Genomic DNA, 23,097 nt, shown 5'->3' with positions numbered 1-23,097 from the left:
CCAGCGACCGGCAGGCGGGGCTGCCGCTCCGCCTGCCCATACCGAAAGAGGATAAGATGATGACATTTTGGCGCCGCCATCGCTGGTGGCTCACCCCGACTTTGCTGATATTGCCTGCGGCCGTTCTCTTTTCGATCGTGATCCTGTGGTCGGCGATAGAAAGCCTCTGGATCAGCCTGCACGAATGGGATGGCTTCAGTCCGATGGTCTGGATCGGCTTCGGCAATTATGCCGAGCTGTTCAACGACCCGCAATTCTATGTCTCGCTGAAGAACAACATCATCTGGCTGGTCATGTTCATGGCAGCGCCGCCGCTCGGACTGGCGATCGCCCTCTTGGTCAATCAGAAGATTCGCGGCATGCGGCTCATGAAGTCGCTCTTCTTCATTCCGCTGGTACTGGCTTCGGTTGCCGTCGGCGTCGTCTTTACCTGGGTCTATACGCCGCAACTCGGCCTGCTGGCGCTGATCTTCGGCTTTTTCGGCGCGACCGCACCCGCCGTCCTGTCGGACGAGCATTTCGTCACCTTCGCGATCGTGATTGCAGCGCTCTGGCCGCAGATCGCCTTTTGCATGGTGCTCTACCTCGCCGGGCTCAACAATCTCAGCGAGGAACTGATCGGCGCCGGTCGCGTCGATGGAGCAAGGGGCTGGAACATGCTGCGCCACATCGTCCTGCCGCAGCTGACGCAGGTCACCTTCATCGCGATCGCCGTCACCGTCGTCGGTGCGCTGCGCTCGTTCGACATGGTCTCGGTCATGACGCAGGGCGGTCCTTTCGGCTCGTCCGAAGTGCTTGCCTACCAGATGTTCGAGCAGTCGATCTTCTCCTATCGCTTCGGCTACGGCGCCGCGATCGCCTCGGTCCTGTTCGTGATCATGGCGGTATTCATCGCCTGGTATCTCACGCGCATCATTCGCATCGAAGAAAGAGGGGCCTGATGTATCCGCGCCCAATTGCCGAAGATGCCATCTGGCGGCGTCGCTTCTATTTCATTGCCGTGCTCGCAATCCTGATCCTCTGGCTCTGCCCGCTGTTTGCCATCATCCTGACGTCGTTCCGCTCGACGCAGGATGTCATGGGCGGCAATCTCTGGGGCTGGCCGACGCAGTTTGGCCTGGTGGAGAACTATACGTCCGTCTTCACCCAGACGCCGATGGCGCGCTATTTCCTCAACAGCCTGATGATCACCCTGCCGGCTGTCCTCGGCGTGCTGATCCTGAGCACGCTCGCGGGCTTCGTGCTGGCGCGTTATCGCTTCCGTGGCAACATGCTGGTATTTGCCCTGTTCGTCGGCGGCAATTTCCTGCCCTATCAGATCATGATGATCCCGGTGCGCGATCTGATGGTGCGCATCGGCCTCTACGACACGCCTGTAGCGCTGATCATCTTCCACATTGCCTTCCAGACTGGTTTTGCGACGCTTTTCATGCGCAACTTCATCGCCGCTCTGCCGGACGAGCTGTTTCAGGCCGCAAGAGCGGAGGGGGCGACGCCTTTCCAGACACTGGTTCATGTCGTCGTGCCGCTGGTGCGCCCGGCACTGGCGGCGCTCGCGATCCTCATCTTCACCTTCGTATGGAACGATTATTTCTGGGCGGTGGTGCTGACCATCAGCGATACGGTGAAGCCCGTCACGGCCGGACTTGCCAATCTGCGCGGCGAGTGGGTTTCGGCCTGGAACCTGATCTCCGCCGGCACCATCGTCGTCGCGGTGCCGCCGGTCGTCATGTTCTTCCTGATGCAGCGGCATTTCATTGCCGGGCTCACTATGGGCGCGGTGAAGGGATGAGTATTCCTTCCGCCACATCCGCCCTCCGTGTCACTCCCTTCCTTGCGAGCCTACAAGCATGACCAGTCTCGAACTACGCCACATCAATAAGAACTACGGCGCCTATCATGCGCTGCGCGGTATCGATCTTTCCGTCGAGCAGGGCGAATTCATTGTCATGGTCGGCCCCTCCGGCTGCGGCAAGTCGACATTGCTGAAGTCGATTGCCGGGCTGGAGACGATCTCTTCCGGCCAAATCCTGATCAACGGCCGCGATGTCACCACGGCCGAGCCGGGCGAGCGCGGCATTGCCATGGTGTTCCAGTCCTACGCGCTCTATCCGCATATGACCGTCGCCGAGAACATGGGCTTCGGCCTGCGCATGGCCAAGCGGCAGAAGGCGGAGATCGATGCGGCGGTGGCGCGTGCCGCCAAGATCCTGAGGATTACCGATCAGCTCGACAAGAGGCCGAAGCAACTGTCCGGCGGGCAGCGCCAGCGCGTCGCGATCGGCCGCGCCATTACCCGCTCCCCGGATGTTTTCCTGTTCGACGAGCCGCTATCCAATCTCGATGCGGCGTTGCGCACGCAGATGCGTGTCGAATTGAGTGGCCTGCATGCCGAGCTTGGCGCGACCATGGTCTATGTCACGCATGACCAGATCGAAGCCATGACGATGGCGAGCCGGATCGTGGTTCTCAACCGCGGCATCATCGAGCAGGTGGGCTCGCCGCTGGAGCTCTATCGCAATCCGGAAAATCTCTTTGTGGCCGGATTCCTCGGTGCGCCGAGGATGAATTTCTTCACGGTGACGGTCGATCAGGTTTCCGGACACGGCGTGATCGTCTCCGCGCCCGGCCTTGCGCCGGTGGCTGTCGAACTCGCGCCCGGCTGTGCGGTTCGGCAGGGAGAAAAGCTAACCTTCGGCATCCGGCCCGAGAACATCGCTATCGCCGAGGGACAATCCACGGGGGCTCCGATTTCCGGCCAAGTCCGTCTCGTCGAGCATCTCGGGCGCGAGACCATTCTTTATGTCGATGCAGGCGCGCTGCAATGCATCGGTTCCGAAAGCGGCACCGGCAACATCACCGTACAGATCGGCCATGTCGCCGGCATTGCCAACGACGCGCCGATCGGTCTCAGCATCGATCCCAAGGAAATCTACCTTTTCTCCGGCCAGGACGAACGAACCATCACCGTCCGCAAGCCAGTTCTCGATAAATAATAGTTCAGGAGCCTGATATCATGTCAGTGAGTAGCAGCAAGGCCGACCTTTCCGTATGGCGGACCATCAAGACCGACAGGTTTCTTGTGGGAGCGCCGCATTATCCGGAACATGTCGATGAGGGCTATTGGGAGCGGGACGCCAAGCGCATGGCCGAAGCCGGCTTCAATGTCGTGCGTCTCGGCGAATTTGCGTGGCATCTTTTCGAGCCGAAGCTCGGCATGTTCGCTTTCGATCTCTTCGACCGTGCCATCGAGGTTCTGGCGCGCCACGGCATCGATACCATCATGTGCACGCCGACGGCGACCCCACCACGCTGGCTGACGGCGGCGCATCCCGAAATCCTTCGTGTCGATGGCAATGGCCGGATAATGAGCCACGGTTCGCGCCAGCATGCCGATACGGCAAGCCCGGTTTTCCGCGAGCACAGCAAGCGCATCACGAAGGCGATGGCCGAGCACTATCGCGATCATCCCCATGTCATCGGCTGGCAGACGGACAATGAGCTCAACACCAGCATGCCGGAATCCTTCTCTGCGGCGACGCTTTCGGAGTTCCAGGCGTTTCTGGCGGAAAAGTACGGGACCATCGACAAGCTCAATTTCGCCTGGGGCGGCGATTTCTGGGCAACCGCCTATGACGATTTCGACCAGGTCGTGCTTCCGATCGAATTCGGTCCCACCTTCCCAAGCCCCGGCCATGTCCAGGACTACCATCGCTTCCTCGCCTTCGCGACGGCCCGCTTCCAGCACGATCAGGTGGAAATCCTGCGGGCGACGAAGCCCGAGTGGTTCATCTTTCACAATCTCGGCGGCCTTCGCGACATCGATTTTCGCGGACAGTTTTCCACCGATCTCGATTTCGTCGGCTACGACATCTATCCGATGCTCTATGACGAATTCCAGCGCATCGGCAATCACGCCAAGGTACAGGCGCTTCACCTCGACATCTGCCGCGGGTTCTCAGGAAACTATATCGTGCCCGAGCAGCAGTCCGGGTTCGGCAGCCAGCCGGGCTTCTGTACGCTGACGCCGGAGCCGGGCGAAATGCGGCGCATGGCCATGTCGTCCGTTGCGCGCGGCGCCGACGGCCTCATGTTCTTCCGCTGGCGCCCGGCGCATTTCGGCGCGGAAATCTACTGGATGGGCATCATCGATCATGACGATGTGCCCCGTCATCGTTACGACGAAGCCAAGCGCTTCGCGACCGAGATGACGACGCTCAAGGATAAGATCCTTGGTACTTATGTGCGCATGGATGTCGGCATCGCCGGCTCGGATTTCGACAATCAGGAGGCGCACAAGACCTATTCGATCGGGCTGCCGAGCCCGCAGGACGATGCCGTTCAGCTGCATCAATATTGCTACGATCGCGGCATTGCCTGCGGCTTCATCCATCCGGAAGACGATCTGTCGCGGCTGAAATTGCTTTATGTGCCGCATTGGGTGATGTGGAAGGACGGTTGGACCGAGAGGCTTGAGGCCTTCGCCCGGGACGGCGGCACCGTCGTCATCGGCGCGCGCACCGGCACGCGTGATGAAAACAATCATGTCATCCGCGAGGCCGCGCCGGGCGCGTCGCTGACGCGGTTGACGGGCGTCAAGGTCGAGGATTTCGGTCGCCTAGCAGCCCCCGACGCCAAGGGTCTATTCGACGTCATGTCGCGATCGGGCGGGCTTGTCATTCCCCCAAATCGTCCGGCGGAATCCCATCGTCGCGCTCGCCGCTTCACTTTCGGCAACCGTGAGATCGAGGCCGCATATTTCTACGAGAACCTGACGGTGACGGATGATGTCGAGGTGATTGCGACATGGTCGAACCGCTATGCCGAAGGTATGCCGATGGCAAGCCTGCGCCGGGTCGGCAAGGGCCGCGTGCTTTATCTCGGCACCTATCTGACACCGGAGCTGACGGATGCTTTGGCCGATCGAACCTTTGCGGAAGCGGGAATCGCGCCTCTTGTCGGCAATCTGCCCGATGGCGTCGAAGTGACGATGCGCCAGAACGACGAGCGACGCCTGCTTTTTCTGCAGAACTATCTCGACCAGCGCGCCGAACTGCGCGACGTCCCGGCCGGGATCGATCTGCTTGACAACGGCAAGGCGATATCCGGCACTCTGTCGCTCGACGCCTATGGCTGCGCCATCATAGAGCTTTGCTAGGCACGATCTCGGTACCCGTTTGTTTGAGCGGGTACCGATCGTTGCGATGCAGTCGCGGGAAAAATACGACTTTCTCCAGCGGGAGGGTGACAAAGCGGCGTTCGCGCCTATTCTCATACGCTGATCATATCTTGAACTTCGGTAGCAGCCGATTTCGATCTTGACGACTGGGAGGATATCATGACGCGCACGGTGATTATCGGCGCCACCGGCCATGTCGGCACCTATCTCGTGCCGCGACTGGTCGAGGCAGGGCATAAAGTGGTGGCGATCAGCCGCGGACAGGCCAAGCCCTATTCACCGAACAAGGCTTGGAACGAGGCCGAGACATTGGTGATGGATCGTGCTGTCATGGAAAAGGATGGCAGCTTCGGTCCGGCCATCCGCGCATTGAAGCCGGATATCGTCATCGACATGATCTGCTTCACGCTCGATAGCGCAAGGCATCTGGCGGAAACGCTTGTCGGCCATGTCGGCCATTTCCTGCACACGGGCACGATCTGGACGCATGGCTTTTCGACCATCGTTCCGACGCCGGAGGAGGCGCCGAAGCGGCCGTTCGGTGACTATGGCACACAGAAGGCCGCCATCGAGGCATATTTGCTGGAAGAGGCGCGCCGCCGGGGATTTCCCGCGACCCTGATCCATCCCGGCCATATTGTCGGTCCGGGCTGGGCACCCCTCAATCCGGCCGGGCATTTCAATCCGTCGGCATTCTCGACATTGGCGCGCGGCGAAACACTGGCACTTCCGAATTTCGGCCTGGAGACGGTCCATCATGTCCATGCCGATGACGTCGCGCAGATGTTCATGGGCGCGATCGCCAATTGGCGCGTCTCGACGGGGGAGGCCTTTCATGCGGTTTCAGGCGGCGCGCTGACGCTACGAGGCTATGCCGAAGCCATGTCGCGCTGGTTCGGACATGAGCCGAAGCTGGAGTTCCTACCCTATGAGAAATGGGCGGAAGGCCAGGCGCCGGAGGATGCGCAGGCGACCTGGGAGCATATTGCCCGCAGTCCGAATTGCTCGATTGCCAAGGCGGAGCGGCTGCTTGGTTACAGGCCGCGCTATACGTCGCTGCAAGCCGTTCAGGAATCGGTCGCCTGGCTGATGGAGAAAGGGCGGCTCGGCTGAAGGTCAGCCGTTCGGGCTTCGGTCAGCGGCTCTTGAGCCAGGCATCCATGCCCTTGGCTGCCGCACGCCCGGTCGCAAAGCAGGCCGTGAGCAGGTAGCCTCCCGTCGGCGCCTCCCAATCGATCATCTCGCCGGCAACGAACATGCCGGGGAGTTTTTTTAGCATGTATCCACTGTCGAGTTCCGCCCAACGCACGCCGCCGGCCGACGAAATGGCTTCGGCGATCGGCCTTGGCCTCAGCAGCGGAATCGGCAGCGCCTTGATCAGGTGGGCAAGACTTTCCGGATGAGACAGTGCAGCCGGATCGGCAAGCTCGCGCAGCAGGCCCGCCTTGACGCCCTCGATGCCGGCACCCTTGCGCAACCGGTTGGAGAAACTGGCTTTGGGATCCTGCCGTGCCAGGTCGCGTGTCAAACGCTCCTCGTTGCGTCCGGGTGCCAGATCGACAACAAGCGATGCGTACTCCTTCTTCGTCAGGCGATCGCGCAGCGCGGTGGCATGCGCATAGACGAGGCTGCCCTCGATCCCGGTTTTCGAGATGACGAATTCGCCGGGGAAAGTTCCGGCATCCGATGTCGCGGTGACGGCCTTGAGGGGTTCGCCGGCAAAGCGTTCGCTGAACGGCGCGCTCCAGGTCACGTCGAAGCCGCAATTGGCCGGCTGGAAGGCGGCGATATCGATCCCCTTATCGCGAAGCCAGCTGACCCATGCCGCGTCCGAACCCAGCCGGGCATAGCTTGCACCGCCGAGCGCGAGCAGAACGGCATCATGTCGAACGGCCTCGCCTCCCCGCGGCGTTTCGAACAGCAGGCAGCCGTCGTCGAAGCCACACCAACGATGCCGTGTCAGGATACTGACGCCTCGCGCCTCCAGCCGCGCCAGCCAGGCGCGCAGCAGCGGCGATGCCTTCATGACTTTCGGGAAGACGCGCCCGGATGAGCCAATAAAGGTTTCGGTTCCCAGGCCCTGCGCCCAGGCCCTGACATCGTCGGGTGTGAAGCCGTCGAGCGCGGCGCGCAATCGGGTCGAAGCCGCGCCGAACCGGTCGGCGAAAAGGCCGTAATCTTCCGAATGGGTGATGTTGAGACCCGATTTCCCCGCCAGCAGGAACTTGCGCGCGACCGTCGGCATGCTGTCGTAGACCACGACGCGATGACCGAGCAGGGATAAGGTCTCCGCCGCCATCAGCCCCGCAGGTCCACCGCCTATGATTGCGATTTGCTTCTCAGTCATGCTCGTCCGCTGCCGCTTGCCTATTGCTCTCTAAAGCCGCACCGGGGCCGAAAGCAAGATCGTTGCGGTTTCTCCGGCCGGTTTCGGCAAAAGCGCGAACTCCTCGTTTTCGGACGCTTTTGCCGCCATACTCCCATTTAAACCGATATAACCATATGGTTACTATTGCTCTCGATTCGCCAGGGACTGTCAACTTATGCGATGATCGGTTACTTATCGGCGCGAGGAAAGACCGCATAAGCCCTATGAAATGCCGCCGGGAGCCATGATGTCGGAAGCCAAAATTGTAAAGCGCAGCGCAAAGAGCGCAGACTCTGAAAATGAAAAGAAAACGACCGCGCGCGCAGCTCCGGAACGGCCTCGCCTCAGGGATGCGGAACGCACCAGCAAGGCGATCCTCGCAGCCGCAACCAAGGAATTTGCCGAGCGTGGCTATGGCGGCGCGCGCGTTGATGCCATTGCCGAACGCGCCAAGATCAACAAGCGGATGCTCTATCACTATTTCGGCGGCAAGGATGCGCTCTATGTCGCCGTTCTGGAGGGCAGCTATATAGCCATCCGCTCGGCGGAAGCACGGCTCGATCTCTCGCATCGCTCGCCCGAGGACGGCATGCGGGATCTCGTCGTCTTCACCTGGCGGTATTTTCTGGATCATCCCGAATTCCTCGGGATTCTCAGCACGGAAAACATGCACAAGGCGCGCTTCCTGAAGCGTTCGGCGCGTATTTTCGAGCTGCATTCGCCGCTCGTCGCCGAAATTTCCGGCTTGCTCGACCGGGGTGCTGCAGCCGGTGTCTTCCGCGCCGGCTGCGATCCGGTGAAAATCTATATGAGCATTGCGGCACTCGGCTCGTTCTTCCTGACGAACCGCTGGACGCTCTCGACGATCTTCCGCCGCAACCTTTCCGAAAAGTCCGAAATCGAGGGGTGGGGCGAGCATATCGTCGACGTCATTTTCGCCTATCTGCGCCCCTAGCGCCGGATGATTTCAGGACGAACCGGCCTGGAAACCGAATCTGCGCTGGAATCAAATAAGTAGAGCCTGATGCCGTCCGAAAACCGGGTACCCGTTTTCAGCTTCCTGCTCCAGGCACTCCATCCCGATAAGCGGATGATCATGGATCCCTGTTGCCGCGGTCACTGACGATGGCCGTTGACAGCATGACTTCCTCATGCCAGTTATGTAACTATATAGTTATTTACGGGAGGAATGACTTATGGCAACGAAGCCGATCGGCATCATCATGCACGGCATCACCGGCCGCATGGGCTACAATCAGCACCTCGTGCGCTCCATCCTGGCGATCCGCGAACAGGGCGGCGTACTGCTGTCGAACGGCGACAGGCTGATGCCCGAACCGGTGCTTGTCGGCCGCAACGCCGAAAAGATCGAGGCCATCGCCCGCAAGCATAGACTATCGAAGACCACGACCGATCTTGACGCCGCTCTTGCCGATCCCGACAACACGATCTTCTTCGATGCCGGTTCGACGCAGATGCGCGTCGAGCTTCTCGAAAAGGCGATTGCCGCCGGCAAGCATGTCTATTGCGAAAAGCCGATCTCCGAGACCCTGGAGGAGGCGCTGTCGGTTGCGGCTTCGGCAGAGCGCCGCGGCGTCAAGAATGGTGTCGTCCAGGACAAGCTGTTCCTGCCGGGTCTGCGCAAGATCGCCATGCTGCGCGACAGCGGCTTCTTCGGCAAGATCCTCTCGGTGCGCGGCGAGTTCGGCTATTGGGTGTTCGAGGGTGACTGGGGCGTGAAGGCGCAACGTCCGTCGTGGAACTACCGCAAGAAGGACGGCGGTGGCATGATCCTCGATATGCTGCCGCATTGGCGCTATGTGCTCGATAATCTGTTTGGCGAGGTCAAGTCGGTCAGCTGCCTCGGCGCTACGCATATTCCAAGCCGCGTCGACGAGAATGGCAACACCTATGTTGCCGATGCCGACGATGCCGCCTATGCAACCTTCGAGCTCGAAGGCGGCGTCATCGCCCATATCAACTCCTCCTGGGCGGTCAGAGTTCGCCGCGACGATCTCGTCACCTTCCAGGTCGACGGCACGCATGGCTCGGCCGTCTGCGGCCTGATGCGCTGCTGGACGCAGCATCGCGTCAATACGCCGAAACCGGTCTGGAATCCCGATCAGCCGCAGCCGCTCAATTTCTTCGACACCTGGGAAGAGGTGCCGGACACGCAGGCCTTCGACAATGGTTTCAAGGCGCAATGGGAGCAGTTCCTATGCCATGTCGCCGAGGACGCGCCGTGGAAGTTCACGCTTCGCGAGGGCGCCAAGGGTGTGCAACTGGCGGAACTGGCACAGAAGAGCTGGGCGGAACGTCGCTGGGTCGACGTGCCCTCGCTTTCGACCCGCTAGGAGGCTGGTCTGATGACGAAAAGCCTGCGCTTGCCGACGACGGACGGCTCCATCGCCGCCTTCACGCCCACCAACGAGCCTTTGATCGCGCCTGTGAAGCCGGCTCGCGGTCATCATTTCAATCGCGTCGCCTATGCCGCCGCGCATGTCGTGGTCGACGCGCTTGCCGACAATGATCCCTGGCTCGACCGTAACATCGACTGGGAACGCACGATTGCCTTTCGCGAATATCTCTGGGGTCTTGGTCTCGGTGTGGCGGAAGCGATGGATACCGCGCAACGCGGCATGGGGCTCAACTGGGCCGGTGCGAAAGAGCTGATTGCCCATGCGCAGTCGGCCGCCCGCGGCCGGTCGGATGCGGTGATCGCCTATGGTGCAGGCACCGATCACCTGCAGCCCGCTGCCGGCGTCACGATCGATGACGTCATCCGTGCTTATGAGGAGCAGATTGCCTATGTGGAAGGGCAGGGCGGCCGCGTCATTCTCATGGCGAGCCGGGCGCTTGTCGCAGCCGCCAAGAGCCCGGACGATTATATAAGGGTCTATGATCGCATTCTCGGGCAGGTCAAAGAGCCCGTCATCATTCACTGGCTCGGCTCGATGTTCGATCCGGCCCTGGCGGGCTATTGGGGATCGCCCGACGATATGCGCGCCATGGAGACGGCGACAGCGATCATCAATCAGAATGCGGCCAAGGTCGATGGCGTGAAGATTTCGCTGCTGTCGGCGGAGAAGGAAATCGTCATGCGCCGCCGGCTCGATCCGTCGGTCAAGATGTATACCGGTGACGATTTCAACTATGCCGAACTGATCGCCGGTGACGAGCAGGGCTATTCGCATGCCCTGCTCGGCATCTTCGATGCCATCGCGCCGGCGGCGAGCGCGGCTCTCGCAAAGCTCGCTCAGAACGACCTCGACGCCTTCCATGCGATCCTGGCGCCGACCGTTCCGCTATCGCGCCATATCTTCAAGGCACCGACGCGCTTCTACAAGACCGGTGTCGTCTTCCTCGCTTATCTCAATGGCTTCCAGGACCATTTCCAGATGCTCGGCGGCCAGCAGAGTGCCCGTTCGATCCAGCATCTCTCGGAGCTGTTCCGGCTGGCCGATACGGCGCGGGTCCTGCGTGATCCCGATCTGGCCGTCTATCGGATGAAGGCAATCCTTGCCACCGTCGGCATCGATTAGCGGGTAAGATCGGGGGAGGATCATCACGATGGCCATAGAGGGTCTGTCCATCAATCTGGCGACGGTGCGCCAGCAATATGACATGCGCCAGGCGGTGGAAGCCTGCCTGAAGCAGGATATCGTCGCCATCGCGCCGTGGCGTGATCAGGTCCACAAGATCGGACTTTCCGAAGCCGCTCGCATCGTTGCCGACAACAGGCTCAAGGTGACCGGCCTTTGCCGCGGCGGCATGTTTCCTGCCACAGATGCCGAGGGCAGGGCAGCCGCGATCGATGACAACAAGCGGGCGATCGACGAAGCGGCGGCGCTGAATGCCGATTGCCTCGTTCTCGTTGTCGGCGGCTTGCCGGAGGGATCGAGAGATATCGCCCATGCCCGCCAGATGGTGGCGGACGGTATCGCGGCGATCCTGCCGCATGCCCGCAGTGCCGGCATTCCGATCGCGATCGAGCCGCTGCACCCGATGTATGCGGCCGACCGCGCCTGCGTGAACACGCTGGAGCAGGCGCTCGACATCTGTGATCTTCTGGGCGATGGCATCGGTGTCGCGATCGACGTCTACCATGTCTGGTGGGACCCCAAGCTTCATGAGCAGATCGCCCGCGCCGGCGCAGGCGGGCGTATTCTGGCACATCACATCTGCGACTGGCTGGTACCGACCACGGACCTGCTGCTCGATCGCGGCATGATGGGGGACGGCGTCATCGACCTGAAGCGTATTCGCGCCGAGATCGAGAAAGCCGGTTTTTTCGGCCTGCAGGAGGTCGAGATCTTCTCTCAGAACAATTGGTGGAAACGGCTGGGTGAAGAGGTTCTTTCCACCTGCATCGAACGCTTCCGCGCCGTTTGCTGAGCTGCGGTGGCCGAGGCAGCATCGCCAATAAAAAACCGGGCCAAGAAATGGCCCGGCTCTCTTTCAAAGCGATGAAGTGACGGCTTATTCGGCCGAAACGATCTTGCCGCCTTCCCACTTGTAGAGCGAGAAGCTCTGCGAGGTCAGGTCGCCGGTTTCGCCATAGGTGACCTTGCCGATGGCGGTGTCGACCGGCTCGCCCTTCTTCAGAGCGGTACCGACGGCTTCGGCATCATCTGCCTTGCCGGCCTTCTCGATGCCGGCCTTCAGCACTTCGACGGCAGCATAGGCGTTCAGCGTGAAGGCTTCGGCCGGAATGTTACGCGCCTTCAGGGCGGCAACGGCGCTCTGCGAAGCCGGGTTCTTCAGCGCGTCAGACGCGTTGGTGAAGAGCGTGCCGGCAGCCGAATCGTTGGCGATTGCCCAATATTCGGTGTTGGACAGGCCGTCGCCGCCGATGATCTGAGCCTTGACGGAGATGTCGTGCAGCTGGCGGGCCAGCAGACCTGCCTCCGGATGATAGCCGCCGAAGTAGATCACTTCGACGCCGGCCTGCTTCAGCTTTGTCGTCAGAGCGCTGTAGTCCTTCTCGCCGGGGGTCAGCGAGTCGTTGACGACTTCGGTGACGCCGCCCTTGTTGATCGCTGCCTTGAAGGCGTCCGCCAGGCCCTTGCCGTAGGCACCCTTGTCGTTGAGGATCGCGATCTTCTTGTCCTTGAAGTTCTTCACGACATATTCGCCGGCAACGATGGCCTGCTGGTCATCTCGGCCGCAGGTACGCAGGACATTGGTCAGGCCGCGGTTGGTCAGGCCCGGGGCAGTCGCAGTCGGCGTGACCATCAGAATGCCGTTTTCGGCCAGCGCGTCGGAAACCGGAATGGCAACGCCTGACGTAACCGGGCCGACGACGAAGCGGACGCTCCCGCCGACGAAGCCGTTGGCGACGGAGACGCCCTGCTTCGGATCGCCGGCATCATCGCCGAGCTTCAGGACGAGCTTCTGGCCGAGAACGCCGCCGCTCTTGTTGATTTCGTCGACGGCAGTCTGTGCGCCATTCTTGACCTGCTCGCCATAGGCCGCGACCGGGCCGGTCAGCGGTGCGATGAGGCCGATGGTGATGTCCGCATGCGCGAGAGGTGCGAAGGCCAGCGAAGCGACGAAGGTCGCGGCCGTCAATGTCTTCAGACTCATGTTAGCTCTCCTTGGATGGACGCGGCAGCGCCTTTTGAAACCGCCCGCAATCGCCTGTCTCGACGCGCAACCTGCCGTGAGGCGTTCTTTTAAAGAGACAAAGCTGATATCGAAGCCGATGACCGCCTTCGGACATTTTTTGATCTCGAAAACGCTCATGAGGCTATTTTGTGTAGGAATGTTGCGACGATTCCGCAAGAAAATAACCGTCGCAAAGACAATTTTGACGATTTTTCGCGATTCCTCATCGTCGGCTGGTTGCTATATTTCCGCAATCAAGGGTCGAGGCGTGGCCTGCAATTTGCCGCCGGACTTCATTCAGCCGAAACTAATCTTCCAGAGCTTTCTGCCAAGCGTGCCTGTAGTGTCGTAATCCGCGCAAATCCGCGCAGATCGGCACGTTTTCCGTGGCGGAAGGTGGGCGAATTCCCGTCAGCAGCGCCGCGCCCTGGCTTGTCCCGGTCGAACCCGGCAAGGCAATGACGTTCTTGCCGGTTACCGCCGCCAGTGCGACGAGATAGGCACGATTGAAAGCAAACGGCCCTTCGACGAAGATCGGCCCCTTGGCGCCGATCAGATCAAGGCAGGCTTCCGTCATCATGGCGAGATAGAGGCTGACGGCTGCGAGCCGTTCGACGGAGTCAGTCGCGTTGCCGATCCATCGCATTTTCCTGCCCGGAAACGGACCGGAGCCCTCGACCACATTGGGCAACAGCATGAGGCCTTTCTCGATCACCGTTTCAAGGGCGCTTTCGACGGCATCGGCCGGCGCAGGACCGATATCGGCCAGGAGGATCTCGAACTCACGGCCGCCCATGAACCGCGCCGACGGCACGGCGCGCCCATAGGCATCGACATTGGCAAGCGCGTCGCGCTTGGTATCGAGATGGTCGAGATCGCCGCCGACGCCGAAGCTGATGACCCAGGTTCCCGTCGAGACGACCGCAAAGGGGGCTTCGTTTTCCACCAGATGCGGCAGAAGCGAGGCGTTGGAGTCATGGATGCCGCAATAGACAAGCACCGCCTTTGCCAGCCCCATTTCGGCGGCAAGCGGCGGCAAGACCGGCCCGAGCGCGTCGAAAGCCGAGCGGACGGGCGCCATCAAAGCGCGGATGCCAAGCGTGTCGACGAGGGAGGAGTAGCTTTGCGTCGTCGGATTCCAGAGATCGGTATGGCAGCCGAGCGAGGTCACCTCGTTAGCAGTAACGCCGGTCAGGCGAAACGCCCAATATTGCGGATAGGTCAGGATCGTCGCGACGCGGGCGAAATCCGCCGGGAAGGTCTTTTTCAGATAATGAATCTGCGCACCGACATTCAGTCCGGCCGACAGCCCGGGCGAAAACGTCTCGCTGAAGTCCGGCCGCAATTGCGCATAGGCATCCTGAACGGCTTGAGGATAGCCGTGCTCGTAGTCGAGAACCGGCATGGCAAGGCTGCCATCCGCCGCCAGCATTACAGCGGATGCGCCGTGCGTGGTGATCGATATGACATCGAATTCCGGTGTGGCGGCAAAACCCTTGAGGGCCGAGACGATAAAATCCCACAGCCCTTCGATATCGTAGTGCGGGTAGGAGCCCGATTTCAAAACGCTGTTCGCAGTCTTGACGGCGGCAATCTCGGCACCTGTTTCTGCATCGAGCACGACGACCTTGGCGTTGGTCTTGCCGATATCGATGACCGCGATATGGCGATAGGATCGGGTCGTGCTCATGGCAGATGAAAAACCGTGATCAGGTCGCTCTGAACAGGCGAATTGTCAGAATTGGTTGCCATGATGTCGGCCATATGCGCCCACCACTTCTTCATGACCGGATGCTCTGGCAGGCTCGCCATGGCGTGATCCTTCGGTCGTGTCAGCACGCCGAAGAGCGTGTTCGTCTCGCGGTCTAGATGGATCGAATAGTCGCTGACGCCGGTCTGATGCAGCAGATCGACCAGCTCGGGCCAGATTTCATCATGCCGCTTCCGGTATTCAGCTTCCATGCCAGGATTGAGCGTCATTTTGACGGCGTGGCGTTCGAGAACAACAGTCATTTGGAGCTCATGGTCCTGATGCGCCGGGCAATGATCGGCAGCGCGATGGTGATGATGAGGAGGAGGCCGATGAAGATCGACATGACGATGCCGGGAACATTGAGCAGGCCGAGGCCGAAGGTGACGAGGCCCATGACGAAGGCGGCGATGACAACGCCGCCGATCGTGCCTGAACCGCCGAGGATCGACACGCCGCCGAGCACGACCATGGTCACCACCTCCAGTTCCCAGCCGAGCGCGATCGAAGGGCGTGTCGAGCCGAGGCGCGAAGTGAGGCAGACGGCGGCAATGCCGCTCATGATGCCCGTCAGGAGGAACAGGATGAATTTGATCCGCTCGACCGGAATGCCGGAGAAACGCGCCGCGAAATCATTATTGCCGATCGTATAGACCTGCCGGCCGAAATTCGTCGCATGCAGCAGGATCGCGAAGGCGATCGCAAGCACGATGAAGAGCACGAATTCGAAGGAGAAGACCCAGACGACATAACCCTGGCCAAAATAGGCGAAACTATCCGGATAATTGCCATAGGCCTGGTCGCCCAGCACGATATAGGAAATGCCGCGAAACAGGCTCATCGTGCCGATGGTGACGACGATCGACGGCAGCTTCAGCACCGAAACCAGGAAGCCGTTGAAGATGCCGCAGACGAGGCCGACGCCGATGCCGATCGCGACGAGGCCGGGCGTGTCGACGCCCAGTTGCGCGGCGGCGCCCATCGCTGTTGACGCCAGCGCGATGATGGCCGCGACCGAGAGGTCGATTTCGCCAGCAATCACCAGCAGCGCCATGGCGAAGGCGATCATCGCCTTTTCGGTAAAATTGAAGGTCGCGTCCGAGAGATTGAAGGGATCGAGGAAATAGGGCGAAGCCAGCGAATTGAAGATGAAGATCGCGACCGCGACGCCGAAAAGCAGCGTTTCCCAGCTCGCCATGATTCGCTTGAAAGGCGTGCCGAGGCGATCCGGAATGACGCGCTTTTCCGCGGCTGCCGCTTGCGAACCGTTGCTCATGCGTGTGCTCCCTGGCTGGCGGTGTCCTTTGCGGCCTGATCCCGCAGGATGATGCGGCCGCGGTTGCGTTCGCGCCGGGCGTTGAAGACGACGGCAAGAATGATGACGGTGCCTGATATCGCCATCTGCGTGAACGGCGAGATGCCGATGACCGGAAGCGCGTTCTTGATGACGCCGAGGAAGAGGGCGCCCAGGACAGCGCCGGCAACCGAGCCTACGCCGCCGGCAATCGAAATGCCGCCGATGACGCAGGCCGCCACGCTATCGAGTTCGAAACCATTGGCGATATCGACATAGGCAACCGCATAGCGCGACACCCAGAGATAGCCGCTTAGCCCCGCGAGCGCGCCGGAGAGGACGAAGGCGAGGAAGCGCGTCCAGCCGACGTCGATGCCGGCATAGACGGCGGCAACCGGATTGCCGCCGCTCGCATAGGCCGAGCGGCCGAACGGCGTATAGCGCAGCACCAGATACATCATCAGCACGATGGCGATGCCGATCCAGGCAAGCACCGGCAGGCCGAGAAGCTGCGTGCGCGGCACGTTCAGGAAAATCGGCGTGAACTGATGCGCATTGACCCAGGCGCCGCCCGACAGCACGAAAGCCATGCCGCGATAGATCGTGAGGGTGCCGAGCGTTACGACGATCGGCGGGATTTCGAGCGCCCAGACGAGATAACCGTTGATGGCGCCGAGAACCGCACCCATCAGGATCGCGGTAATAACGAGGGCGATCAGCGGAATATCGGGATAGGCCGCATTCAGCATCGCAACCGCCATGCCTGTCAGCGCCAGATTGGCGGCGACGGACAGATCGATCGACTTCGTCAGGATCACCGTCATTTGGGCAAGGGCCAGGATGATGAGGATCGATGTGTCGTTGAAGATATTGGCGAGATTGGCGGGCTCGGCAAAGCCGGCCGCACGCGTTGCGAAACCGGCGATCATCACGACGATGATGATGGCGAGCAGAGTTTCGCGCTTTTTGAGGATGCGTGGCATCCCGTCCTCCTATGCATTACCCGTGGCGGCGCGCACCAGCGTTTCCGGCGTCAGTCCCTCGCGCTCGAACAGGCCTGCGGACAGACCCTCCTTCATGACCAGCACACGATCCGACATGCCGAGGATCTCGGGCAGTTCGGAGGAGATCATGATGATGCTGAGGCCCTCGGCCGCCAACTCGCTGATGAAGCCGTGGACGGCGGCCTTCGAGCCGATATCGATCCCCTTGGTGGGCTCATCCAGAATGATGATCTTCGGCTGCGTCGCGAGCCACTTGCCGATGACCACCTTCTGCTGGTTGCCGCCGGAGAGCGTTCCCACAGGCACGGAAAGCGCGGCCGCGCGCAAATCCAGCCGTTCGGCGTATTTGCGGGCGAGAGCGAATTCGTTGGCCGCCTTCAGGAAGCCCTTGCGCGAGGTGCGTCCGAGCGAGGGCAGCGACATGTTCTGATAGATCGGCATCGGCAGCGCCAGGCCGTGGCGGCCACGCTCTTCCGGCACATAGACGATGCCGGCGGCAATGGCATCCTGCGGCGATCGCACTTGGATTTCCTGTCCGTCGAGCGTCAGGCGTCCGGACAGCGGTTTGGTGATGCCGAAGAGCGATTGGCAAAGCTCGGATCGCCCGGCACCGATCAGGCCGTAGACACCAAGGATCTCGCCGCGCCTGAGCTTGAAGGAAATATCGCGGAATTCGGTGCGGTGACAGTATTTGTCGACTTCGAGAACGGCGTCGCCGATCGTCACGGGCACTTTCGGGAAAGCGTCCTTGACGTCGCGTCCGACCATCATGCGGACGATCTCGTCCTGCGGCGTCGACTTCAATTCGCCATGGCCCACGGCGCGGCCGTCGCGGAAGACGACGAAATTGTCGGCGATCTCATAGAGTTCGTCGAACTTATGGCTGATGAAGAGGATGGCCTTGCCCTTCACCTTCAAGCCTTCGACGATACGGAAGAGATCGTCGATCTCCTTGCGGGAAAGGGCGGCGGTGGGCTCGTCCATGATGACGATGCGGGCCTCGATCGACAAGGCGCGTGCAATTGCCACGAGATGCCGCTGCGCAATGGAGAGGTCTTTTAGTCGGGTTGTCGGATCGATGGCGCTTTCCAGCGATTGGAGAAGTTCCCTCGAGCGGTTGTTCATGCTCTTCCAGTCGATGGTGCGCCAGGATGTGCGCGGCGCATGGCCGAGGAAGATGTTTTCGGCAACAGTCAGCTCGTCGAAGAGTACGGTTTCCTGATGAATAGCCGTGACGCCGGCATCGATCGCGGCTTGTGCATTGGCGAAAGCTGTCGGCTTGCCATCAACGAGGATCTCGCCTTCATTCGGACGATAGATGCCGGTCAAAATCTTCACGAGGGTCGATTTGCCCGCGCCGTTCTCGCCGATCAGCGCGGTCACCTTGCCGGGATAAAGCGAAATGCTGACGCCATCCAGCGCCTTGACGCCGGGAAAGATCTGGGAAATGCCGCGCATTTCCAGAATGGCCTGATTGTTCGCGGCTGGTGCGTCCGCGATGGAGCGTTGAAGGACTGTGGTCATCAGCAATGTACCGGATCAGTTAAACCAGGTCCGGCGGCTGACGCCGCCGGAGTGCTGCGAATGCTGGTATCGATCAGAAAACCTTGGAGAACTGATCGATGTTCGAGGCGTTGTAGACGAACGGATCGGCCATGGCGGCTTCGCCATTTTCGCCAACCTTGATCTTGCCCATGCGGCCGGCATTGATCTCGCTGCCCGGCTTGCCGTCGGTCTCGCCCTTGACCAGGCGATAGGCGATCTGCGTCGCGGAATAGCCGAGATCGATCGGGTTCCAGATCGCAAATTCCTTCGTCGCCCCAGACTTGATTGCGCCGGCCATTTCGGACGGCAGGCCGAGACCGGTCACGTAGACCTGGCCGATCTTGCCGGCATCCTTGACGGCCTGCGAAGCGGCCAGCACGCCGACCGTCGTCGGAGCGACGATGACCTTGACTTCCGGATGCGAGGTCAACAGGCCCTGGGCTTCACGATAGCTCTTGTCGGAGAGGTCGTCACCATAGACTGTTGTCACCAGGTTGAGGCCCGGGAAATCCTTCAGCTGCTTCTTCATCTCGCCGATCCAGATGTTCTGGTTCGTCGACGTCGTCGTGGCCGACAGGATGGCGAAATTGCCCTTGCCACCGTCGAGGTGATCCTTGGCGAGCGTCAGGCACATCTTGCCGATCAGCTCGTTGGACGAGGGGTTCAGCTGCAGGATACGGCCGGCCTTGGCGACACCGGAATCCCAGGAGATCACCTTGATGCCGCGCTGGGTGGCCTTCTTGAGAGCCGGGACGACGGCATCAGGATCGTTCGCCGAAATCGCGATGGCATCGACGCCCTGCGCGATCAGCGAGTTGATGACTTCAATCTGACCTTCGGCCGTGGTCGAAGTCGGGCCGGTATAGATCACCTGCACGCCGCCCAGATCCTTTGCGGCTTCCTGTGCGCCCTTGTTGGCGGCTTCAAAGAAGCCGTTGCCCAGCGACTTCACCACGAGACCGATCTTGACGTCTTTTGCACTGGCCGCGCCGGCGAAAAGCGTTGCGGCGAGCGCGACGCCGATCGCCAGTTTCTTTGCAATATTCATGTCACTTCCTCCCAAAGTTAATAGGCATGCTCACCCCGCCTGAGCCGCGTCTCATGCGACCGACGGGGAATCCTCCTCCTCGGCCTCAGCCGAAACATTTGCAATGATGAGCGAGATGCCCGCATCCTCGATCATGCGCACCGTCTCGGCGGTGATGCCGTCGTCGGTGATGATGGTCGAGACCTGCTCGAGCGGGCAAAGGATCAGACTGGAGCGCTGGCGGAACTTGCTCGAATCGACCATGACGACAAGCTCGTCGGCCTGGCGCATGAGCTTCTGCTCGCTCTGGATGACCAGCGCGTCGGCTTCCATGATGCCGAGCGGGCCGACGCCCTGCGCGCCGATGAACATGCGCTGAGCGTAGAAATTCCGGATCGTATCGTTGTCGAAGGGCGAGAGGATCAGGCTTTGTTCGCGATAGATCGCGCCGCCCGGTACCGTCACGTTGTTCTTCGAATGCTTGACCAGGTGTTCGGCGATCGCGAAGGAATTGGTCATCACCTGCAGCCGGAAGGCCGAGATATAGTGGACCAGCTGAAACGTGGTCGTGCCGCCATTGATGATGATGGCGTCACCGGGATTACAGAGTTCGGCCGCCTTGCGCGCAATTGCGCGCTTCCTATCGATGTTGACGGCTTCGGATACACGAAAAGGCCGTGCCGCCAGATTCCCAAGCTGGGGAGGATGGATGGATTCCGCGCCGCCGCGCACGCGCCGGATCTTTCCCTGTACATGCAGGGCAGCGATATCACGGCGTATCGTCGCTTCCGAAGCCTCGGTCAGCTCGGAAATATCCTGAATCGTGACGACGGACTTTTCCTGTACGGCGCTCAGAATAATGCGATGGCGTTCACGTTCGTGCATCGGCTCCTCCTTGATGGCGGTTATTTCGCAAATACGATAATGTGTCAATCACAAACGATCATAAACTTTCATATTGCAGCGCAACATTATCGAATTTGATCGTTTTCGATTGACAAGGCGACTATACGTGAGCGATACCCTGCTCACAAAGGGCGGTGCCATCATAATCCGGTCCGCCCGAAAGACTTGATTTCAAGGGAGGATGACATGGCGGCTGGCGTTCAGCTTCTGGAAAACCGTTGGGACGATGCATATGCTGATGGGCTCGATGAGCCGGGCAAGCTGCTCTATCGGTCGAATCTGCTCGGTGCCGACAAGCGTATCACCAACTACGGCGGCGGCAACACGTCGGCCAAGGTCATGGAAACCGATCCGCTCTCCGGCGAAATGGTCAAGGTGCTCTGGGTCAAAGGCTCCGGCGGCGATGTCGGCACCATCAAGCTCGACGGTTTCGCCACGCTTTATCAGGACAAGCTCGACAGCCTGAAGAACATCTATCAGGGCGTTGCCGACGAGGACCGCATGGTCGGCTTCCTGCCGCATTGCACTTTCAACCTCAACGCCCGCGCCGCTTCGATCGATACGCCGCTGCATGGCTTCGTGCCGTTCACCCATGTCGACCACATGCACCCGGATGCCATCATCGCCATCGCCGCCTCGAAGAATTCACGCGAACTGACACGCGAGATCTTCGGCGACGATATCGGCTGGCTACCCTGGCGCCGTCCCGGCTTCCAGCTCGGCCTCGATCTCGAAGCCTTCGTCAAGGCGCATCCGAATGCCAAGGGCGTCGTGCTCGAAAGCCATGGTCTCTTCACCTGGGCCGATGATGCCAAAGCCTGCTACGAGCTGACGCTCGCGATCATCAACAAGGCGATCGAATGGTTCGCAGTCAAGACGGAAGGCAAGACGATTTTCGACGGTGCCATCACCCAGAGCCTGCCGCAGGCGGAGCGTCGTGCGATCGCCGCCCGGTTGATGCCTGAAATCCGCGGCCGCATCGGCAAGGCGGAGCGTAAGCTCGGCGATTTCGACGATCAGGATGCCGTGCTCGAATTCGTCAATTCGAAGAACCTTCGCCCGCTCGGCGCGCTCGGCACCAGCTGCCCGGATCACTTCCTGCGCACCAAGATCCGGCCACTGATCGTTGATTTCGACCCGGCCAAGCCCGATGTCGATGCGGTCATCGCCGGCCTCGACAAGGCGCTGGAAGATTATCGTGCCGACTACGCGCGCTACTACAATGATTGCAAGCACGACAATTCGCCTGCCATGCGCGACCCGAACCCGGTGATCTTCCTCGTGCCCGGCGTCGGCATGCTGTCCTTTGCCCGCGACAAGGCGACTGCCCGTATCGCCGGCGAGTTCTATGTCAACGCCATCAACGTCATGCGTGGCGCCTCCACGGTTTCCGAATATCAGGGCCTGCCGGAGCAGGAAGCCTTCGATATCGAATATTGGCTGCTGGAAGAGGCGAAGCTGCAGCGCATGCCGAAGCCGAAGAGCCTTGCCGGCCGTGTCGCTTTCGTGACCGGCGGCGCGGGCGGCATCGGCCGCGCCACGGCCGCGCGCCTGGTGGGCGAGGGCGCTTGTGTGGTTCTGGCTGACATCGACCAGGCGGCGCTGGAGAGCACACAGGCCGATTTCGCCAAGCGATATGGTGCGGATGCGGTGCGCAGCGTCAAGCTCGACGTGACGAAGGAAGATGCCGTCATCTCCTCCTTTGCCGAGGCTTGCGTCGAATTTGGCGGCGTCGATATTCTGGTCTCAAACGCCGGGATCGCGTCTTCCGCGCCGATCGAGAGCACCGAGCTTTCGATGTGGAACCGCAATATTGATATCCTTACGACTGGCTATTTCCTCGTTTCGCGCGAGGCCTTCCGGCTGTTCCGCCGCCAGAATCTCGGCGGCAATGTCGTCTTCGTCGCCTCGAAGAACGGTTTGGCCTCCTCGCCGAATGCCGCCGCTTACTGCACGGCAAAAGCCGCCGAAATCCATCTGGCCCGCTGCCTGGCGCTGGAAGGGGCTGAAGCTGGCATCCGCGTGAACACGGTCAATCCCGACGCCGTGTTGCGCGGCTCGAAGATCTGGAATGGCGAGTGGCGGGAGCAGCGCGCCGCCTCCTCGAAGATCGAGGTGGACGAACTGGAGGAACATTATCGCAAGCGCTCGATGCTGAAGCTGAATGTTTTCCCCGAGGACATTGCCGAAGCGATCTACTTTCTTGCCTCGGATCTTTCCGCCAAGTCGACCGGTAATATCATCAACGTCGACGCCGGCAACGCGCAGAGCTTTACGCGGTAGTTGGCCGCACTTCCTTCTCCCCCGCGGGGGAAGGTGGCCCGAAGGGTCGGATGAGGGGGACTGTGGAAAATGCAGTTTTATCTTTCGCTTACGCTCAAGATGGTCGTCGCTTCGCTCCTTACCCCCTCATCTGC

Annotated in this window: 19 protein-coding genes; 10 read left to right on the top strand and 9 right to left on the bottom strand. The window is 60.8% G+C overall.

The window, feature by feature from the left end:
* The first annotated feature begins 56 nt into the window (after positions 1–56).
* The 5 genes from FHT84_RS22600 (at position 57) to FHT84_RS22580 (ending at position 6,292) form a co-directional block, all read left to right on the top strand.
* The gene (locus tag FHT84_RS22600; RefSeq protein WP_112342371.1) at positions 57–941 is read left to right on the top strand and encodes a sugar ABC transporter permease; all 885 of its coding nucleotides are present in this window, start codon (positions 57–59) and stop codon (positions 939–941) included.
* Complete coding sequence (locus tag FHT84_RS22595; protein ID WP_112342370.1) at positions 941–1,792, top strand: carbohydrate ABC transporter permease; 852 nt, start codon at positions 941–943, stop codon at positions 1,790–1,792. The genes FHT84_RS22600 and FHT84_RS22595 overlap by 1 nt, the downstream gene beginning before the upstream one ends.
* A gap of 58 nt (positions 1,793–1,850) precedes the next feature.
* Entirely contained in the window at positions 1,851–2,996 is a 1,146-nt protein-coding gene (locus FHT84_RS22590; protein WP_112342369.1) for an ABC transporter ATP-binding protein, read from the top strand.
* A gap of 20 nt (positions 2,997–3,016) precedes the next feature.
* Complete coding sequence (locus FHT84_RS22585; RefSeq protein ID WP_183763971.1) at positions 3,017–5,158, top strand: beta-galactosidase; 2,142 nt, start codon at positions 3,017–3,019, stop codon at positions 5,156–5,158.
* A 180-nt stretch (positions 5,159–5,338) separates the two neighbouring features.
* Positions 5,339–6,292: an NAD(P)-dependent oxidoreductase gene (locus FHT84_RS22580; protein ID WP_113249740.1), complete on the top strand. Its 954-nt coding sequence runs from the start codon at positions 5,339–5,341 to the stop codon at positions 6,290–6,292.
* Positions 6,293–6,314: 22 nt separating this feature from the next.
* On the opposite strand, the gene FHT84_RS22575 is transcribed toward FHT84_RS22580, so the two are convergent.
* On the bottom strand, positions 6,315–7,526 hold the full coding sequence (locus FHT84_RS22575) for a TIGR03862 family flavoprotein (RefSeq protein ID WP_183763974.1): 1,212 nt from the start codon (positions 7,524–7,526) through the stop codon (positions 6,315–6,317).
* A gap of 268 nt (positions 7,527–7,794) precedes the next feature.
* Between FHT84_RS22575 and FHT84_RS22570 the strand changes: the two genes are divergently transcribed.
* From FHT84_RS22570 to FHT84_RS22555, 4 genes are all read left to right on the top strand, one after another.
* Positions 7,795–8,502 carry a TetR/AcrR family transcriptional regulator gene (locus tag FHT84_RS22570; protein WP_113249764.1) on the top strand — a complete coding sequence of 236 codons (708 nt, stop codon included), beginning with the start codon at positions 7,795–7,797 and terminating at the stop codon, positions 8,500–8,502.
* A 241-nt stretch (positions 8,503–8,743) separates the two neighbouring features.
* The gene (locus tag FHT84_RS22565) at positions 8,744–9,901 is read left to right on the top strand and encodes a Gfo/Idh/MocA family oxidoreductase (RefSeq protein WP_113249738.1); all 1,158 of its coding nucleotides are present in this window, start codon (positions 8,744–8,746) and stop codon (positions 9,899–9,901) included.
* Positions 9,902–9,913: 12 nt separating this feature from the next.
* Entirely contained in the window at positions 9,914–11,089 is a 1,176-nt protein-coding gene (locus FHT84_RS22560) for a dihydrodipicolinate synthase family protein (protein ID WP_113249737.1), read from the top strand.
* A gap of 28 nt (positions 11,090–11,117) precedes the next feature.
* Positions 11,118–11,942 (top strand): sugar phosphate isomerase/epimerase family protein, encoded by an 825-nt coding sequence (locus tag FHT84_RS22555; protein WP_113249736.1) that lies wholly within the window; start codon positions 11,118–11,120, stop codon positions 11,940–11,942.
* An 84-nt stretch (positions 11,943–12,026) separates the two neighbouring features.
* Here FHT84_RS22555 and FHT84_RS22550 read toward each other — a convergent pair whose 3' ends face one another.
* The 8 genes from FHT84_RS22550 to FHT84_RS22515 form a co-directional block, all read right to left on the bottom strand.
* On the bottom strand, positions 12,027–13,133 hold the full coding sequence (locus tag FHT84_RS22550; RefSeq protein WP_183763977.1) for a branched-chain amino acid ABC transporter substrate-binding protein: 1,107 nt from the start codon (positions 13,131–13,133) through the stop codon (positions 12,027–12,029).
* Between the two features lie 328 nt (positions 13,134–13,461).
* On the bottom strand, positions 13,462–14,844 hold the full coding sequence (locus FHT84_RS22545) for an FGGY-family carbohydrate kinase (protein WP_183763980.1): 1,383 nt from the start codon (positions 14,842–14,844) through the stop codon (positions 13,462–13,464).
* Positions 14,841–15,167 (bottom strand): L-rhamnose mutarotase, encoded by a 327-nt coding sequence (gene rhaM, locus FHT84_RS22540; RefSeq protein ID WP_183763983.1) that lies wholly within the window; start codon positions 15,165–15,167, stop codon positions 14,841–14,843. The genes FHT84_RS22545 and rhaM overlap by 4 nt, the downstream gene beginning before the upstream one ends.
* Entirely contained in the window at positions 15,164–16,180 is a 1,017-nt protein-coding gene (locus FHT84_RS22535; protein WP_183763986.1) for an ABC transporter permease, read from the bottom strand. The genes rhaM and FHT84_RS22535 overlap by 4 nt, the downstream gene beginning before the upstream one ends.
* On the bottom strand, positions 16,177–17,181 hold the full coding sequence (locus tag FHT84_RS22530; RefSeq protein WP_183763989.1) for an ABC transporter permease: 1,005 nt from the start codon (positions 17,179–17,181) through the stop codon (positions 16,177–16,179). The genes FHT84_RS22535 and FHT84_RS22530 overlap by 4 nt, the downstream gene beginning before the upstream one ends.
* A gap of 9 nt (positions 17,182–17,190) precedes the next feature.
* Entirely contained in the window at positions 17,191–18,726 is a 1,536-nt protein-coding gene (locus FHT84_RS22525; RefSeq protein ID WP_183763992.1) for a sugar ABC transporter ATP-binding protein, read from the bottom strand.
* Between the two features lie 73 nt (positions 18,727–18,799).
* A complete protein-coding gene (gene rhaS / locus FHT84_RS22520; protein WP_112342357.1) occupies positions 18,800–19,795 on the bottom strand; it encodes a rhamnose ABC transporter substrate-binding protein in 996 nt (331 codons plus the stop codon).
* Between the two features lie 51 nt (positions 19,796–19,846).
* On the bottom strand, positions 19,847–20,659 hold the full coding sequence (locus tag FHT84_RS22515; protein ID WP_112342356.1) for a DeoR/GlpR family DNA-binding transcription regulator: 813 nt from the start codon (positions 20,657–20,659) through the stop codon (positions 19,847–19,849).
* Positions 20,660–20,866: 207 nt separating this feature from the next.
* Between FHT84_RS22515 and FHT84_RS22510 the strand changes: the two genes are divergently transcribed.
* Positions 20,867–22,963 carry a bifunctional rhamnulose-1-phosphate aldolase/short-chain dehydrogenase gene (locus tag FHT84_RS22510; RefSeq protein ID WP_183763995.1) on the top strand — a complete coding sequence of 699 codons (2,097 nt, stop codon included), beginning with the start codon at positions 20,867–20,869 and terminating at the stop codon, positions 22,961–22,963.
* The last annotated feature ends 134 nt before the right edge of the window (positions 22,964–23,097 follow it).

This window comes from Rhizobium sp. BK289, assembly GCF_014193575.1.
In the GTDB taxonomy this organism is placed as follows: Bacteria; Pseudomonadota; Alphaproteobacteria; order Rhizobiales; family Rhizobiaceae; genus Rhizobium; species Rhizobium tropici_C.
Note: the sequence above shows the minus strand (reverse complement) of the source record. Positions and strands in the feature narration are given on the sequence as shown.

Excerpts from the sequence above, each read along its gene's own strand:
- FHT84_RS22580 (WP_113249740.1), top strand. The coding sequence starts at position 5,339 with ATGACGCGCACGGTGATTATCGGCGCCACCGGCCATGTCGGCACCTAT.
- FHT84_RS22560 (WP_113249737.1), top strand. The coding sequence starts at position 9,914 with ATGACGAAAAGCCTGCGCTTGCCGACGACGGACGGCTCCATCGCCGCC.
- FHT84_RS22600 (WP_112342371.1), top strand. The coding sequence starts at position 57 with ATGATGACATTTTGGCGCCGCCATCGCTGGTGGCTCACCCCGACTTTG.
- rhaS (WP_112342357.1), bottom strand. The coding sequence starts at position 19,795 with ATGAATATTGCAAAGAAACTGGCGATCGGCGTCGCGCTCGCCGCAACG.
- FHT84_RS22535 (WP_183763986.1), bottom strand. The coding sequence starts at position 16,180 with ATGAGCAACGGTTCGCAAGCGGCAGCCGCGGAAAAGCGCGTCATTCCG.
- FHT84_RS22530 (WP_183763989.1), bottom strand. The coding sequence starts at position 17,181 with ATGCCACGCATCCTCAAAAAGCGCGAAACTCTGCTCGCCATCATCATC.
- FHT84_RS22510 (WP_183763995.1), top strand. The coding sequence starts at position 20,867 with ATGGCGGCTGGCGTTCAGCTTCTGGAAAACCGTTGGGACGATGCATAT.
- FHT84_RS22550 (WP_183763977.1), bottom strand. The coding sequence starts at position 13,133 with ATGAGTCTGAAGACATTGACGGCCGCGACCTTCGTCGCTTCGCTGGCC.
- FHT84_RS22525 (WP_183763992.1), bottom strand. The coding sequence starts at position 18,726 with ATGACCACAGTCCTTCAACGCTCCATCGCGGACGCACCAGCCGCGAAC.
- FHT84_RS22555 (WP_113249736.1), top strand. The coding sequence starts at position 11,118 with ATGGCCATAGAGGGTCTGTCCATCAATCTGGCGACGGTGCGCCAGCAA.
- FHT84_RS22575 (WP_183763974.1), bottom strand. The coding sequence starts at position 7,526 with ATGACTGAGAAGCAAATCGCAATCATAGGCGGTGGACCTGCGGGGCTG.
- FHT84_RS22570 (WP_113249764.1), top strand. The coding sequence starts at position 7,795 with ATGTCGGAAGCCAAAATTGTAAAGCGCAGCGCAAAGAGCGCAGACTCT.
- rhaM (WP_183763983.1), bottom strand. The coding sequence starts at position 15,167 with ATGACTGTTGTTCTCGAACGCCACGCCGTCAAAATGACGCTCAATCCT.
- FHT84_RS22515 (WP_112342356.1), bottom strand. The coding sequence starts at position 20,659 with ATGCACGAACGTGAACGCCATCGCATTATTCTGAGCGCCGTACAGGAA.
- FHT84_RS22545 (WP_183763980.1), bottom strand. The coding sequence starts at position 14,844 with ATGAGCACGACCCGATCCTATCGCCATATCGCGGTCATCGATATCGGC.
- FHT84_RS22590 (WP_112342369.1), top strand. The coding sequence starts at position 1,851 with ATGACCAGTCTCGAACTACGCCACATCAATAAGAACTACGGCGCCTAT.
- FHT84_RS22565 (WP_113249738.1), top strand. The coding sequence starts at position 8,744 with ATGGCAACGAAGCCGATCGGCATCATCATGCACGGCATCACCGGCCGC.
- FHT84_RS22595 (WP_112342370.1), top strand. The coding sequence starts at position 941 with ATGTATCCGCGCCCAATTGCCGAAGATGCCATCTGGCGGCGTCGCTTC.
- FHT84_RS22585 (WP_183763971.1), top strand. The coding sequence starts at position 3,017 with ATGTCAGTGAGTAGCAGCAAGGCCGACCTTTCCGTATGGCGGACCATC.